This is a genomic window from Devosia submarina, assembly GCF_003056345.1.
GTDB classification, from domain to species: Bacteria; Pseudomonadota; Alphaproteobacteria; order Rhizobiales; family Devosiaceae; genus Devosia; species Devosia submarina.
Genome location: NZ_PYWB01000006.1, coordinates 261,671 through 275,472 on the forward strand (window position 1 = coordinate 261,671; position 13,802 = coordinate 275,472).

The 13,802-nt window shown below is 60.4% G+C and carries 17 protein-coding genes and 1 pseudogene; 12 read left to right on the top strand and 6 right to left on the bottom strand.

Going from position 1 to position 13,802, the window contains the following annotated elements; genetic code table 11:
- Positions 1 to 9: 9 nt before the first annotated feature.
- From DDE77_RS10780 to DDE77_RS10805, 6 genes are all read left to right on the top strand, one after another.
- A complete protein-coding gene (locus tag DDE77_RS10780) occupies positions 10 to 1,053 on the top strand; it encodes an Ldh family oxidoreductase (RefSeq protein ID WP_108397469.1) in 1,044 nt (347 codons plus the stop codon).
- Positions 1,050 to 2,267, top strand: coding sequence for an iron-containing alcohol dehydrogenase (locus DDE77_RS10785; protein WP_108397556.1), 1,218 nt, complete (start codon positions 1,050 to 1,052; stop codon positions 2,265 to 2,267). The genes DDE77_RS10780 and DDE77_RS10785 overlap by 4 nt, the downstream gene beginning before the upstream one ends.
- 17 nt (positions 2,268 to 2,284) lie before the next feature.
- The gene (locus tag DDE77_RS10790) at positions 2,285 to 3,757 is read left to right on the top strand and encodes an NAD-dependent succinate-semialdehyde dehydrogenase (protein ID WP_108397470.1); all 1,473 of its coding nucleotides are present in this window, start codon (positions 2,285 to 2,287) and stop codon (positions 3,755 to 3,757) included.
- Positions 3,757 to 4,548: an alpha/beta hydrolase gene (locus DDE77_RS10795; RefSeq protein WP_108397471.1), complete on the top strand. Its 792-nt coding sequence runs from the start codon at positions 3,757 to 3,759 to the stop codon at positions 4,546 to 4,548. The genes DDE77_RS10790 and DDE77_RS10795 overlap by 1 nt, the downstream gene beginning before the upstream one ends.
- Before the next feature lie 643 nt (positions 4,549 to 5,191).
- Entirely contained in the window at positions 5,192 to 5,437 is a 246-nt protein-coding gene (locus tag DDE77_RS10800) for a DUF6894 family protein (RefSeq protein ID WP_108397472.1), read from the top strand.
- Between the two features lie 403 nt (positions 5,438 to 5,840).
- Positions 5,841 to 6,029, top strand: a complete 189-nt coding sequence (locus DDE77_RS10805) for a hypothetical protein (protein WP_108397473.1) — start codon at positions 5,841 to 5,843, stop codon at positions 6,027 to 6,029.
- A 413-nt stretch (positions 6,030 to 6,442) separates the two neighbouring features.
- Here the strand turns inward: DDE77_RS10805 and DDE77_RS10810 are convergent, their stop codons facing one another.
- Positions 6,443 to 6,868 (bottom strand): VOC family protein, encoded by a 426-nt coding sequence (locus DDE77_RS10810; protein ID WP_108397557.1) that lies wholly within the window; start codon positions 6,866 to 6,868, stop codon positions 6,443 to 6,445.
- 880 nt (positions 6,869 to 7,748) lie between these two features.
- Here DDE77_RS10810 and DDE77_RS10815 point away from each other — a divergent pair.
- Entirely contained in the window at positions 7,749 to 8,258 is a 510-nt protein-coding gene (locus DDE77_RS10815; protein WP_108397474.1) for an AAA family ATPase, read from the top strand.
- A 3-nt stretch (positions 8,259 to 8,261) separates the two neighbouring features.
- Here DDE77_RS10815 and DDE77_RS10820 read toward each other — a convergent pair whose 3' ends face one another.
- Genes DDE77_RS10820 through DDE77_RS10830 form a run of 3 tightly spaced genes read right to left on the bottom strand, consistent with a single transcriptional unit; the run spans position 8,262 to position 9,749 of the window.
- Positions 8,262 to 8,843, bottom strand: a complete 582-nt coding sequence (locus DDE77_RS10820; protein ID WP_108397475.1) for an SOS response-associated peptidase — start codon at positions 8,841 to 8,843, stop codon at positions 8,262 to 8,264.
- Positions 8,836 to 9,336 carry a transcription elongation factor GreA gene (gene greA / locus DDE77_RS10825; RefSeq protein WP_108397476.1) on the bottom strand — a complete coding sequence of 167 codons (501 nt, stop codon included), beginning with the start codon at positions 9,334 to 9,336 and terminating at the stop codon, positions 8,836 to 8,838. The genes DDE77_RS10820 and greA overlap by 8 nt, the downstream gene beginning before the upstream one ends.
- Positions 9,333 to 9,749: a GFA family protein gene (locus DDE77_RS10830; RefSeq protein ID WP_108397477.1), complete on the bottom strand. Its 417-nt coding sequence runs from the start codon at positions 9,747 to 9,749 to the stop codon at positions 9,333 to 9,335. Before DDE77_RS10830 ends, greA begins: the two co-directional genes overlap by 4 nt.
- Positions 9,750 to 9,909: 160 nt before the next feature.
- On the opposite strand from DDE77_RS10830, the gene DDE77_RS10835 reads away from it, so the two are divergent.
- Both DDE77_RS10835 and DDE77_RS10840 read left to right on the top strand, forming a co-directional pair.
- A complete protein-coding gene (locus DDE77_RS10835; RefSeq protein ID WP_108397478.1) occupies positions 9,910 to 11,133 on the top strand; it encodes an MFS transporter in 1,224 nt (407 codons plus the stop codon).
- 92 nt (positions 11,134 to 11,225) lie between these two features.
- Positions 11,226 to 11,396: a DUF2934 domain-containing protein gene (locus DDE77_RS10840; RefSeq protein WP_108397479.1), complete on the top strand. Its 171-nt coding sequence runs from the start codon at positions 11,226 to 11,228 to the stop codon at positions 11,394 to 11,396.
- Here the strand turns inward: DDE77_RS10840 and DDE77_RS10845 are convergent.
- On the bottom strand, positions 11,393 to 11,692 hold the full coding sequence (locus DDE77_RS10845; protein WP_157959772.1) for a hypothetical protein: 300 nt from the start codon (positions 11,690 to 11,692) through the stop codon (positions 11,393 to 11,395). The two genes, DDE77_RS10840 and DDE77_RS10845, sit on opposite strands and share 4 nt — an antisense overlap.
- A gap of 128 nt (positions 11,693 to 11,820) precedes the next feature.
- Here DDE77_RS10845 and DDE77_RS10850 point away from each other — a divergent pair, with 128 nt between their 5' ends.
- On the top strand, positions 11,821 to 12,414 hold the full coding sequence (locus tag DDE77_RS10850) for a 5'-methylthioadenosine/S-adenosylhomocysteine nucleosidase (RefSeq protein ID WP_108397481.1): 594 nt from the start codon (positions 11,821 to 11,823) through the stop codon (positions 12,412 to 12,414).
- Here the strand turns inward: DDE77_RS10850 and DDE77_RS10855 are convergent.
- Positions 12,411 to 12,740, bottom strand: a complete 330-nt coding sequence (locus DDE77_RS10855) for a hypothetical protein (RefSeq protein ID WP_108397482.1) — start codon at positions 12,738 to 12,740, stop codon at positions 12,411 to 12,413. The genes DDE77_RS10850 and DDE77_RS10855 overlap by 4 nt on opposite strands.
- 165 nt (positions 12,741 to 12,905) lie before the next feature.
- Between DDE77_RS10855 and DDE77_RS10860 the strand changes: the two genes are divergently transcribed.
- Entirely contained in the window at positions 12,906 to 13,232 is a 327-nt protein-coding gene (locus tag DDE77_RS10860) for a hypothetical protein (RefSeq protein ID WP_108397483.1), read from the top strand.
- A gap of 206 nt (positions 13,233 to 13,438) precedes the next feature.
- Positions 13,439 to 13,801, top strand: a pseudogene (locus tag DDE77_RS10865) (cell wall hydrolase); the annotation flags it as partial.
- Position 13,802 lies beyond the last annotated feature (1 nt).

Sequence of the window (13,802 nt, forward strand, 5' to 3'; positions counted from 1 at the left end):
GGATTTTCGATGAGAGTGTTGGCGGATCAGGCAGAGGAGGTTGCGGTTTCATTGCTGGTGGCCGCTGGTGCGCCCGCCGACCATGCTGCCATCCAGGCAGAGACCCTGGTCGGCGCTGAGCTTCGTGGGCACCCGTCCCACGGATTGCAGCGGCTGCCGCGCCTGCTTGATCGGATCAACAATGGACTGGCCGAGCCGCGCTCGAGTGGCGTTCTGACCTGGCGTAGGACAGGGGAATTGCATGTGAACGGCGCGCGCGGCCTGGGGCCGGTCATTGCATTCAGTGCCATTGAAGCGCTGCTTGACCGCATCGACGAAAGCGGCATCGCCTTTGCCTCGGTCAGCAATTCCAATCACCTCGGCATGCTGGCGGTTTATGTCGAGCATGTCGCCCGCAAGGGGAAGATCTGCATCGCCCTTTCAACCAGCGAGGCACTGGTCCACCCCTTTGGCGGCACGCGCGCCATGCTTGGCACCAATCCGGTCGCAATCGGCATCCCTACGGCTGGCGAACCCTTCGTGCTCGATCTCGCCACGAGCCTGGTTTCCATGGGCAAGATCCATGATCACGCGCTGCGCGGCGCTCCCCTCCCCGCAGGTTGGGCTTTGGATGAAGATGGCCGCCCCACCACGGATGCCGAACAGGCCAAGCGCGGTTCAATTGCACCATTTGGCGATGCAAAGGGCTATGGCTTGGGCCTTGCCTTCGAGCTGCTGGTTGCCAGCCTTGTGGGCTCGGCCTTTGCGCCCGAAGTCCATGGCACGCTCGACACCCAGCATGTCGCCAACAAGGGCGACATCTTCATCATCATCGATACGTCCAATCCATCCGAGCAGATGCGCCGGACCGCGGACTATCTTTCCGCCCTGCGCGCCAGTCCAGCAGCCGATCCAACGCGCCCCGTGACTATTCCTGGCGATGGCTCAGGGCGCCGCCGCAAGGCCGCTCTTGCGGAGGGCTTTGATGTCAACGACGCCCTCTGGTCTGCCCTAATAGACCGATTGCCCAAAAACCTTTCACGCCCTCTCCCTCTTCAGGAATGCCAGCCATGAGCCTATTCGCAGCCCTTCGATTGCCGCGCGAGGTCCTGTTCGGAGTGGGGCAACGTCATGCCCTTGGCAAAGTGGCCAGCCGCCTTGGCCAACGCGCTCTTATTTGTACCGACGCACGTCTCGCCGGTGAACCCGTGTTTGCCGAGATGGTCGCCCTGCTCGAGGCCGAGGGGCTGACGGTTCTGGTCGATTCCTCGGTTGAGCCCGATGTTCCCCGCGATTCTTGCACCAAGGTGGCCGATGCAGCGCGATCCTTTGCGCCAGATCTGGTGGTCGGCATTGGCGGTGGCAGCTGTCTTGATCTTGCCAAGACAGTTGCGCTGCTGCTCCGCCATGGGGGCTCGCCCGACCAGTATTACGGTGAGGGCAAAGTCCCCGGTCCGACCCTGCCGATGATTGCCGTCCCCACCACGGCCGGCACTGGCTCCGAGGTAACGCCCGTAGCCGTTCTCTCGGATCCCGATCGGGCCATGAAGGTCGGCATTTCCAGCGCCCACCTTATTCCTTCCGCTGCCATATGCGATCCGGAACTGACCCTGACATGCCCAGCGGGCCTGACCGCAATTGCTGGCGCCGACGCCCTCACCCACGCCATCGAGGCGTTCACCGCAGTGCGCCGCGAGCCCAGCCCCAATCTGGCGCAAGAACGTGTCTTTGTCGGCAAAAGCGCTCTGACCGACCATTTCGCTCTGCTGGCCATCGAACTTCTGGGGCGCAGCCTTGAAAGAGCCTATTGCGAACCCGGCGCTATCGATGCGCGCTCCGATGTCATGATGGGCGCCCTGTGCGCCGGCATGGCGTTTGGAACCGCAGGCACTGCCGCTGCCCACGCCATCCAATATCCCATCGGCACCTTGACCCATACGGCCCATGGCCTGGGCGTTGCCTGCATGCTGCCCTATGTCATGACCTATAACCGCTCCCACGCCAGCGCGGAACTCGCCGCAATTGGCCGAGCCCTTGGCGCTACAGCAACGGACGAGGCAGCGCTCGCCGATGCAGCGATTGAGCGGGTCAGGTCGTTGTTTGAGCGTATCGGCATTCCAGTCTCGCTCAAGCTGCTTGGCCTGGAAGAAGCCAAGCTGGGTTGGACGGGCGAACAGGCGCTGACCATCGGCCGCCTCATCGACAACAATCCGCGCCCCCTTGATGCAGCTGCCATGGAACGCCTCCTCGGAGCGGCCTTCACCGGCACCCTCCAGCACGCATCCTGATCTCGAAAGAAACCGCCATGACCCTCGCTTCCGTGTTGCCTCCGACTGCCAACTCACTTGACTGTTCCCACTACGCCAAAGGCCTTTATATCGGGGGCCAATGGATTGGTGGCTCAGGCATTCCGGTTGTTGATCCCTCCACTGAACAAGTTCTTGCCGAAGTTCCTGACGCAAGCGAAGCGCAGGCGACGCTGGCAGTCGATGCGGCTGCGGCCGCGGCACAGGGTTGGCGCACAACCCCACCCCGGCAGCGCGCCGAGATCCTCCTTCGGTGCCATAAGCTCATGCTCGAGCGCATCGAGGAGCTTGCAACACTGATCTCGCTCGAAAACGGCAAGGCGCTGAGCGATGCCCGTGGCGAGGTTACATATGCCGCCGAATTCTTCCGCTGGTATGCCGAAGAAGCTGTGCGTATCGGCGGGGAATATCGCGTTGCGCCCTCAGGCAGCAATCGTATCCTGGTCGATATGGAGCCCATCGGCATCGCTGTGCTGATCACTCCGTGGAATTTCCCAGCCGCAATGGCCACCCGCAAGATCGCCCCGGCTCTGGCCGCGGGCTGCACTGTGGTGCTCAAGCCTGCGAGCGAAACCCCGCTGACAGCCTATGCCCTGGCAGATCTTTATGCCGAAGCTGGCGTTCCCGCGGGCGTGGTCAACGTCATCACCACGACAAGACCGGGTCCTGTCACAGCCACCATGCTCAACGACGCTCGAGTGCGCAAACTCTCGTTTACCGGCTCGACTGGTGTTGGCCGGACGCTCCTGACCGAAGCCGCCAAGACGGTCCTCAGTTGCTCCATGGAGCTGGGTGGCAATGCACCCTTCATCGTCTTCGATGATGCGGATCTAGAAGCAGCCCTTGATGGCGCCATGGTCGCCAAGATGCGCAATGCCGGCGAAGCCTGCACCGCCGCCAACCGCTTTATCGTGCAGGATGGGATCTATGACCGCTTTGCCGAGGGTCTGGCAAACCGCATGGCGGCGCTCCGCGTCGGTCCCGGCACCGACCCGGCCACTGCATGTGGCCCCATGATCACAAAAAAGGCCGTGGATAAGATCGATACATTGGTCACCGATGCCCTGGGCAAGGGCGCTCGCATTCTGGTGGGCGGCGAACGCCCAGAGGGCACAGGCTTTTTCTATCCGCCCACCGTTCTGGTGGACGTGCCGCCTTCTGCCGCCATGGCGCAGGAAGAAATCTTTGGCCCCGTCGCCCCGCTCTATCGCTTCACCAACGAAGATGAAGCCGTCGCGCTGGCCAATGACACTGAATACGGCCTTGCTGCCTATATCTTTACGCAAGATCTCAAGCGTGGTCTTGCGATCGCAGGAAAGGTGGAAGCCGGCATGATCGCCCTTAATCGCGGTCTTGTTTCCGATCCGGCAGCCCCCTTTGGTGGCGTCAAGCAAAGCGGGCTTGGCCGCGAAGGCGGCATCCACGGCATCGCCGAATTCATGGAGCCTAAATACATCGCGACCGCGTTCTGATGGCTGATCTGTTCCGCACACGCGAACACGTGGCCGATTTCGACGCCTATGTGGCGAAATATACGGAGCGCAGTGCAGCCACCAGGTCCAGGCTGCGTGCACAGCTCGATATTGCCTATGGCCTGGGAAAGGACGAGCGCCTCGACTTGTTCTTCCCCTCCGATCTTGCGGCGCTAGCGCCAGTCCACCTGTTCATCCATGGTGGCTATTGGCGCATGTTCGGCAAAACCGACTTCTCCTTTGTTGCCGACACTGTCACGCAAGCCGGCGCCATTGCAGCCATCATGGACTATTCCCTCATGCCCAGCGTGCGCATGGAGACCATCGTCCAGCAGGTCAAGCTTGCCTTTGACTGGCTCGCGAGCAATGCCACAAGCTTTGGTGGCGATGGCACGCGGCTCTCAATCTCCGGCCATTCAGCCGGCGGCCATCTCGGCGCGCTGCTGCTTGCCGAAACCGACCGACCGCAACCGGTCAGCAGCCTCCTCCTCAGCGGCATCTATGAACTCGAGCCGCTGCGCCACTCATTCCTGCAACCCGAAATCGGCCTTACCGAAGAAGAAGCTGCCCGCTTCTCCCCCCTGCGCCGGCCGATCCAGCCAACAGGATCGGTGCGCATCCTTGTCGGCGAACACGAAACAGAGCCGTTCCACACTCAGGCGCAGCAGCTTGCCCAAATAACCAAAACGCAGCTCACCTCAGTCAGTGGCGGCAATCACATGAGCGTCGCGCTTGATTTGGGCGACCCAGGCACGGAGACAGGAAAGGCTCTCCTCGCCACCTGTTCCTGACGCCAGCTTTTGCTATTGTATCCTAAAGGCGGTGGGCTTTAACCAGGCCGTGCTAATCCTTGGCGGGGAACTGCTCTGGCCCAGACGGGTGTGCGAAAGAAACGATCATGACGACGGGTGACGCGTGACAAACACCAAGGCAAACATCGTTGGTGGTGGCCCGAAAAAGGTGCTCTAAACCTTGGCAACAATTGCTCGCATGGGGCCTGCCAAGGCCGGCAGGCGCTCAGGGCCAGGAATGCCTGCAAGGCCTGTGCTGATGGCATGGGCGGCCAGCGCGGCGGAATGACCAACGAGCGGCATATTAATGAAATGATGGTCAATTACCTGTCGACAGAATGACCGCTTTGGAGATCTGGCGCAACGAGCAAGATCGACAGAAACGGGGCCGAGGGCTGCCCCTGCTTTGATAGAGATTAGGTGCCGCAATCTATTGCAGCTTGACCTGCCATAATCGTTGCTCCTGCGGCCGGTTCGGCCAAGAGAAAATCTTAAGTGTATCTCACACTATGATCCTGCGGCTACAGGAGGACCGGCCTGGAACGTTGGAAAGCAGATTGGTGCCAAGCGGGCGTTCAAGGTCAAACAGATGAAAGAGGCACCAATCTTTGTGTAAGTCGTTTGGCGACAAAGGATCGATCCTATGCCGCTATACTTCTTTGACATCGACGATGGTGCCGAGACAGTGCACGATGATGAGGAGCCGGAGTTCCCGGATGATCAGGCTGCTCGTGATGAGAGCACCCGGGCTCTGCTGGACTGGGCCAAAGACTATCTTCCGGGCGGCGCTCCGCAGCGGAACATTACAATGTGGGTAAGGAATAGCGAAGGTGGCGCGGTGCTTCAGTTGGTGCTGACCTTTGCCGTTCAGCCACTCCGACTGGACTGACGCTGAACCGCACATCGTCCTTGCAGCTCAAATGTGTGGCTTATAAACGAACATCCGGCCCCTGTTTGGACGCAGGTGGACCGGGTGTCACCAAGAGCCCATAAGCTAGCTCGGCAAATTAAATATGCGGACGAGCATAGCGGCTACAAGGCAGATGGACCTTAGCTGAGACTTCTCGCTTTCTGCGCCCGTACTGATCACTTGGGGGGGGCCATTGCGCCTCGCTGCCGGTACTGCGGCCGCAGAGTATCGCCAGCTCCGTTGATCCGGCCCCGCCTTGCTGGCCCCAAAATAGCCGCCAAGGCCAGTCATTAACCAATAATTAGGAACTGCAGGCTGAGCATACCTCTCAGCGGATTGCGAGTCTGTATTGCCGCGTCAGATTACTTGCGGGAGCACAGAGATGAACGACGCAATGGTGCTTGAAGTATTCGAGGCCGTGCAAACGGGCCGCCATTGGCAGGTCGTGGACAAGCGGAACGGCCGGCACGTGCAATGCGGACCACTGGACGAGTTTGCGGCCGCAGAGCTTGCTGCATTGCTGTCGAGCATGGCGTTGGATATGGCGCCGGACAAACCAACCATCCACTGAGAAGAACACAGGCTCAATCATCACAGGGTGGATAACTGGAAAAGCGAGCACCCGGCCACCGGTTTTGAGCAGACAGAGGGCCGGGTGCTGACCAAGGCTTAGGACCTTAGTACCAATAGCATAGGCTCTGGCGGCTTACGGATAGCTGACAGGCGTATGCGCTACTGACAAGCTTGCAGTCCTCCGGAAACCTGGTTGAAGGCGTCAGCGACCAGACAACCGGCGTTTCGCATGTGGACCTCGGTTTCCCAAACACGGCCCATCGCGGTTTTCACGTCATGCCATCAGACATGGCATTGGTAGCAAGCGAGTGTCGCCCGTAGACGTGGGCCGACTTGTACGGGATGCTGGCTAAGCGCAGACAGCTTGGATTCGCTCATGGGCATCCGAAGCCCATACGCTAGTAGCGATTGTCAGTCTTCTGCCGGGAGCATCTGTGGATTCCAGACTATCTCCCACATATGCCCGTTTGGATCGCGGAAGTACCCAGCGTAGCCGCCATAAAAGGTGTCCTGAGGCGCCTTGATAATCTCTGCACCCGCTTGCTGCGCCGCCTCCAACGTCTTGTCGACCTCTTCGCGTTGCAAAACATTTTGTCCGATAGTGATGGCTGTCGAAGATACCGGTTGCTTGGGCAGACCAGTATCGTGAGCGATATCGTCCTGAGCCCAAATCGCAAGTTTAAGCCCGCCAGACAGATCGAAAAAGGCGACAGCGCCATGCTCGAACTCGCGGCCCACAATACCCTCAGTTGGCAGGCCGAGCCCATCACGATAGAAGGTAAGCGATTGTTCGAGGTCGGCGACGCCAAGCGTGATAACGGAAATCCGAGGTTTCATATCCATACCCTTTCTACCGGCGCCTGCAAGATGCAAGCGCCTTGATAGTCTTGGGCCGTTACCGGAGTAACGGAAGGACCCGTTGGAACGGGGGCCGGGCCAACCTTTCCGAACCTAACCTGTTTCAGACCAGAAAAGGTTAGAGCTGTGAACGCTCAGCGTCAACGAGGAAGGTTCGCTTTTTGGGTAAGTCTACTTCAACAACCAATGACAGAGATGGGGTCGTAAGCAGTCGCTCGAGCTAAGGGGCGCTTGGATGAACTGGTTACGCAAGAGGCGCGTTCCGGATGGTAAGGCGTGACCAGTGCCACGCCCGTTAGATCAGCTCGGTCGCCCACACCGCTCAGTTGAGCAATCTGAGCTGGGCGGCTAAAGAAGCGCCCTTGTGCGGGCTCCTCTCACTGAAGCGCTCCAGCTCCCCATCGTTTTTTAACAATATGGCAGACGCTCGCGAGAGCGCGCCTTCAAGGCGCCGTCGCACGCTTGTGGTTACAGACGTTGTCAGTCCGGCAGCAGAGTTGAGTTGGTCCATATATACGAGCCCTACTTACCCGAACCCTGCCCCCGTCTCCATCTCCATCTCCACCGAGTACGGCCCCTGCAATTGTGGTTTGGATCAACTCGGAATACCTGTTGGCATATATGCTGAGTACCGACCACCTGATGAGGCTGGAAGATTTTCCATCCTTTGCTTATTAGTATGGGACGGCGGCGGGGTGTAGCTGAGGTCCATCCTCCATCGTTGATGTGACAGAGAAGAGGTCCGGTTTCGGGCCTCTTCGCGCTTCATGGATGATGAGATCGTAGACGAGGCAGGTCTTGCATATAGGCCCGCCGCAGCACACGGTTGATTGTGCGACAACAACGGCGGTCTGAACCAATGGCCATCCGCAACTATCTCATTGAAGGTGTGTCTGGATCCGGCAAGACCAGTGTTGCCGAGGCGCTGGAGCGGCGCGGTTACAATGTGGTGCATGGGGATCGGGTGCTTGCCTATCGGGGCGATCCGCGGACGGGTGAGCCGGTGGAGCTGCCGCCAGATGCGACGCTGGAGTGGCGGCAGGGGCATCATATCTGGAACGTTGGCAAGGTGCGGGCGATTGTTGCCGACAAAAGCCGAATGGAGACGTTCTTTTGTGGTGGCTCTCGCAATTGGGCCGACTTCCTTGATCTGTTCGACAAGGTGTTCGTCCTTGATGTGGACGGGGAAACTCTGAACCAGCGGCTTTTGAACCGACCAGAGGATGAGTTTGGCGGCAGGCCGGATGAGCGCGCCTTTGTGCTGCATCTTCATGCGAGCGAGGAGGATATTCCCCGCCAAGGCATTCGCATCGATGCCACCGAGCCGATTGAGCACGTGGTGGACGCTATCCTTGATCGCTGCCGCTAGTGCCTAATCGCGCCCTTCGCGAACCACGTCCACCACCAGCGAGCCGGCGGGCAAGGGGCGAAGCAATTCTTCCTCAGGTTGGGTCAAAAACAACCAGGCGGCCCAGTGTTCCGGGCGGAGCACGCAGACCTGCCGGTTGTGGATGGGGGCTATGTCCGGGCCTGGCTCGGTGGTCAGCATGGTGAAGCTGAGTGCGCCGTCCTCGTCTTGGCTCCAAAGGCCGGCAATGCCCATAATGGGTGAGTCCTTGAGGCCAAAACGGTGCTTGGTCTTCGGGTATTTGCTGCCGGTGAATTCAAAAAAGCCCGACAGGACCACTACGCAGCGGCGCGAGTCGGCGAAGTGGCGGCCATCGGACTTGAAGTTGAAGATGGGCCCGGCCTTGGGGCGCGGGGGCGGGAAGCCGAAGCGCATCAGCACCAGTTCGACGCCATTGCCCCCGGCGCGAAGCACTGGCCCCATGTCACCGATCCGGATGTCGTCAGCCCGGATCAGGGCGCTGTTGTCACCGGCTGCCAGTTCAAGCGCCTCGATCGCCCTGGTGTATTGGGCATGGGTCACATGCTGTTCGTAGTCGTTACACATCGTTACACGGCACCCCGATGGCGGTGATTTCGAGCTCCTGGGTGCCGACGCTCACGAGGTCACCTACTCCCTTGCCCATCAGTGCCCGGGCAATGGGCGAGCTGAACGAGATGGTGCCGGCTTTGGGATCAGCCTCGTCCTCGCCCACAAGGCGGTACGACTGTACCCGGCCGTCGTCGCGCGTGAATGTGACGGTGGTGCCGAAGGTGACTGCGTCATTGCCCGCGGGCGACGCCACCACTTGCGCCGAACGGAGGCGGTCGGCGAAATAGCGAATGTCACGCAGCGGATTGGCGGCCTGGCGGCGCTTTTCGTTGATGTCCTCAATGCGCATGGCCTGGTCATATGCAGCCTGTGCCTCCGCTAGCTGGCGCTGAAGCGCCTCAAGGCCGCCGGGCGTCACAAGGTTGGGCCCTGCAGGAATGGGCCGGTCGGGAAGCAGGGTTTCGGAAGCTGTTTGGGCCGAATCTTCCTTTGTAAAAGCTACGCTCACTCGTTTGCTCCGCTGCCTATCGCTTTTTCAACGCGCCCGCTTGCCTCGCGATCCCTGACGTAGTGGTTCATGCCGGAGAATGGTGGGAGCCAGGTTTCACGCCGGATTGTCCAATTCTCGTATTGAGGAACAAAGCAGTTCGGTTCGTCGAGCGCTCCTAAATGTACCTCCACCTCGTCGCCGCTGCGAGCAAAGACCGAAGAACCGCAGCGGGGGCAGAAGTGACGCTCGCCGAAATGATGTGTTCCGCCCTCGACGCTCACGGCATGGGCGGGGAAGATCGCGGCGGCGGAAAACAAGGCGCCATGGTGCTTGCGGCAATCCATGCAATGGCAGATCCCCACGCGATAGGGCTGCCCTTTGGCCACAAGCCGCACCTTGCCGCAAAGGCATCCGCCGCTCACCTGTTCCATGCCTGTTCCTCCCGGCGCCTTTCACCATCCTACCTCGTCCTGCGCGGCCGCGTATAGGCGGCCACCTGGTGCCGCGGCCCGAAGAAAAGCTCGATCAGCTGTCGGATTGCAGCACACCCACTCGTCTATGCTAGATTGAACGAGGCTGGAGGGGCAGCACATGGAACGGCATTACGGATGGGTTATCGTGGCGGCAGGCGCTGTCATCACCTGTGTGGCGGCGGGGTCGATGTTCGCGCTGCCCGTTTACCTGCAGCCCATGGCCGATGAAACCGGCTGGTCGCGTGCGGGCATTTCAGCAGCCATGACCATCGGCTTCCTTGTGATGGGCTTTGCCGGCTTTGCCTGGGGAACGCTGAGCGATCGCATCGGCGCCCGGCCAGTGGTTCTTATTGCCGCCGTCATGCTGGGCCTTGGCCTGTTTATCTCCAGCCGCGCCAGCAATCTCGTGCTGTTCCAGATCGCCTATGGCGGACTGGTGGGGGGTGCGGGTGGCGCGTTCTTTGCCCCGCTTATGGCGACGACCATTGGCTGGTTCGACAAGCACCGAAGCCTTGCTGTGTCGCTGGTCTCGATTGGCGGTGGCGTTGCGCCAATGGTGGTCACGCCCTTTGCCAGCGTCCTGATCTCAGCTCATGGCTGGCGCACGGCCATGCTGATGATTGCCATCGGCGCTTCGGCCATCATCATACCCCTGACTTTTCTGATCCGGCGGGCGCCAGAGGCAGCCCCCGCGCCACAGCCTGAAGATGCGCCTGCGCCGCTGCCGGCGCGTTCGGGGATTGGTTCGGTGATCCGCAAGCCGCAGTTCATTGTGCTCGCAGCAACGTTCTTTTTGTGCTGCGGCGCCCATTCCGGGCCGATCTTCCACACGGTGAGCTATGCCATGTTGTGTGGCGCCTCAGCGCTGGCAGCTGCCAGCATCTACAGCGTGGAAGGGGTGGCGGGGCTGTTCGGCCGTGTCATCTTCGGCGTTCTGGCGGATCGGCTTGGGGTCAAGCGCATCATCATTGCGGGCCTGGTTCTGCAGGCCGCTGGCATCTACACCTATATCTATGTGACCCAGCTCACCGACTTCTACATGCTCGCCGCCGTTCTGGGCATGGCCTATGGCGGTGTCATGCCGCTCTATGCGGTGCTGGCGCGCGACTATTTCGGGCCCCATGTCATGGGCACCGTGCTGGGCGGCATAACCATGACTTCGAGCATCGGCATGGCGTTTGGCCCGCTAGGCGGTGGCTGGATCTTTGACACTTTCGGCGACTACCACTGGCTTTATGTCAGCTCTGCCGCGATCGGACTGGCCGCTGCCGCTGTGGCGCTCACTTTCCCCAAGCCGACAGCACCCAGCCTGCCCGACAGGGGGCGGCTGCAGCCCGCTTAGCAGGCACCTGCTTGCCCGGGCTAAACGGCTGATGTTCACCAAATGTAAACCATACCGGCTCAGGCTGCAGGGCCTCAAACCAGGAGAATGAGATGGAAGATCAGATCAAACGCCGTGCGTATGAGCTCTGGGAAGCCGACGGTTGCCCCGCAGGCCAGGACCAGAACTACTGGTTCAAGGCCCTTGGGGAACTGGCCAGTGCTGCTGCCAAGACCATCAAGCCAGCTCGCAAGCGGACCACCCGCGTCAAGAAGGCTGCCTAGAGATCGAGCGCTCGCGGCCAGTAAACATCGCTGTCGAAATCTTGAGGGATGGGCGACAGCCGCGAGATCGCCTCTGCTGCAAAACCGACCTGCAGCGCATAATGCCGGATATGATGCGGCATGGGATGGCCGGTGATGAATTCGCGCGTGCGCCATTCGTTGAGTTTAGCCAGGCGCAGGCGGCGATTGGCTTCGGCTTCAACATCCTCGACCAGCACATTCGTCTGAACTGAAGTGGGACCCTGCCGCCTTGGCTCGGTCCATTCCCTGCCGCCCTCGACTACTGCGAAACGCACTTGGTTTTCCTGCACTTTCCTGGTTGCTGCGGCACGCCCTGCCGCTGCTATGAGACTGTCACCATCCCCTTACCGAATTGGTAATGCTGCTGGAGCGCAAGCGAATAATTCGTGGTAGGCGTTGCGGCATGACCATCCTTTACCTTATGGCCGCTCCGGCCGAATATGGCCCGTGTCTGCGCGGCCGCATCCAACCAATGATGATCGGCGTCGGGCCGGTGGAAGCCGCTATCGCCACGACGCTGGCTTTGTCGGAGCGCCGCCCGGAATCGCCCTCGCTTGTAGTATCCTTGGGGTCCGCTGGATCGCGCCATCTGGAACAATGCGGGATCTATCAGGCGAGCAGCGTGTCCTATCGGGACATGGATGCGTCGGCGCTTGGATTTCCCAAAGGGCAAACGCCGCTGCTGGATCTGCCGGCCGTTCTGCAACTGCCGACCATTGCGGGCCTGCCCACGGCAACACTTTCGAGCGGAGCCAATGTCGTTTCCGGATCGGCCTATAAGGGAATTGACGCGGATATGGTGGACATGGAGACCTATGCCGTTCTCCGCGCCTGCCAGGCGTTCGGCGTACCCCTTCTGGCGCTTCGCGGCATATCCGACGGCGTTACCGAGCTCGAAGAGTTGGCCGACTGGACGCAATACCTCGATATCATAGACCAAAAACTTGCGGCTACGATCGATCTGATCGAAGCCGCTCATGCGCGTGGAGAAGTCTAGCGGTGCTGTGCCGCGGCCTTCTTGTCGCGGCGGGCTCGCCTCCAGGTGGTCCATTTCCGCCCGCCACGCACGATGGCGAGATTGACGGGACCTTGCAGGAAAACGAGGTCTACGGCGAGAAGCAGAAGTCCAAGGGGCAGCATCCAAATGCCAAGCACCGGCAGGAAGCTGAAAATGCCGCCCAGCACCAGCAAGACACCCAGCGGGATCCGGATCAGGCGAGCTTCCGGGCGGCGCAGCCGCTCGAGCCAATTGGCGGCGAACGCCGGTATTCGGCGCTGCAAGCGCTCGAACTGGCGGTTCAGTCGTTGTCGGCTCTTAGACATAAGCGGTCCCCTGGATCGCGTGACGCAAGATGCATTTAGGAACTAACAAGATAATCGCCAAGTGCATACAGCCCGTAAACTGAGTGAGGAGCCCGGAACCCCACTTTTCAGGAACCCTGGACGCCAAAGTTGAGTTGACCCGGTACAACACAATGGAGCGTCACCATGGCCCTTTTCTTGCGGCAGTATAGCAAGCACGTCGACCCTGCTGATATGTTGGACAACTTGTCCGACCAGATCGCGCTGCTGCGAAAAGAGCTTGAATCGGTAAGGTCTGCGGTCAAGCACTATGGTGGGGATACCTTTGAGGATGTCCATCACAATGCCCTGGCGCTGGCGCGCGAAGTTCACCAGGGCGGCAAGGTTGTGGCGCGGAATTTGTCCAAGCAAGCAAGCGTTGCGGGCAAGGTTGTGCAGGATAATCCGGTGCCAGTGGTGGTAGCGCTTGGCACCATCGCCCTGCTCTCGACGCTGCTTCTCACGCGTGACTAACAGCCTTTTGGCGTTAGCAGACTGCTAACCTTTCGGGTCACACTTTCCTTAAGCCTATTGAGGCAATTTCGGTTTGCATTGCACGAAAGCAACAGACCGGAGATGGCCCGATGCAATTTACCACCAAGGCGATCCTGCGCGCGGCGGCGCTTGTTGTCGCGGCGAGCTCCCTGGGCGGGTGCAGCTTTCTTGGGCTGAACTTTGGCATGGCGCAGATGAGCGAAAAAGAATGCCTCATGCGCGCCATGTACTTTGAGTCGAACCGTTCGAGCACCGAGGGCATGCTGGCTGTGGGGACGGTGGTGATGAACCGCAAGGCCGATAGCCGCTATCCCAAAACGGTGTGCGGCGTCGTCGGGCAGAAGAATCAGTTTGCCCAGGGCGTGCTGACGCGACGGATGACGGATAGTGGAGCCGTCCTTGCCTCGCAAACGGCCGACCAGGTCCTGCGCGGTGCGCGGCACCCGGGTGTGCGCAATGCCCAGCACTTCCATACGGCCGGGCTGCGCTTCCCCTACAACAACATGCACTATGTGCTCGAAGCGGGCGGCAACGAGTTCTACGAAAAGT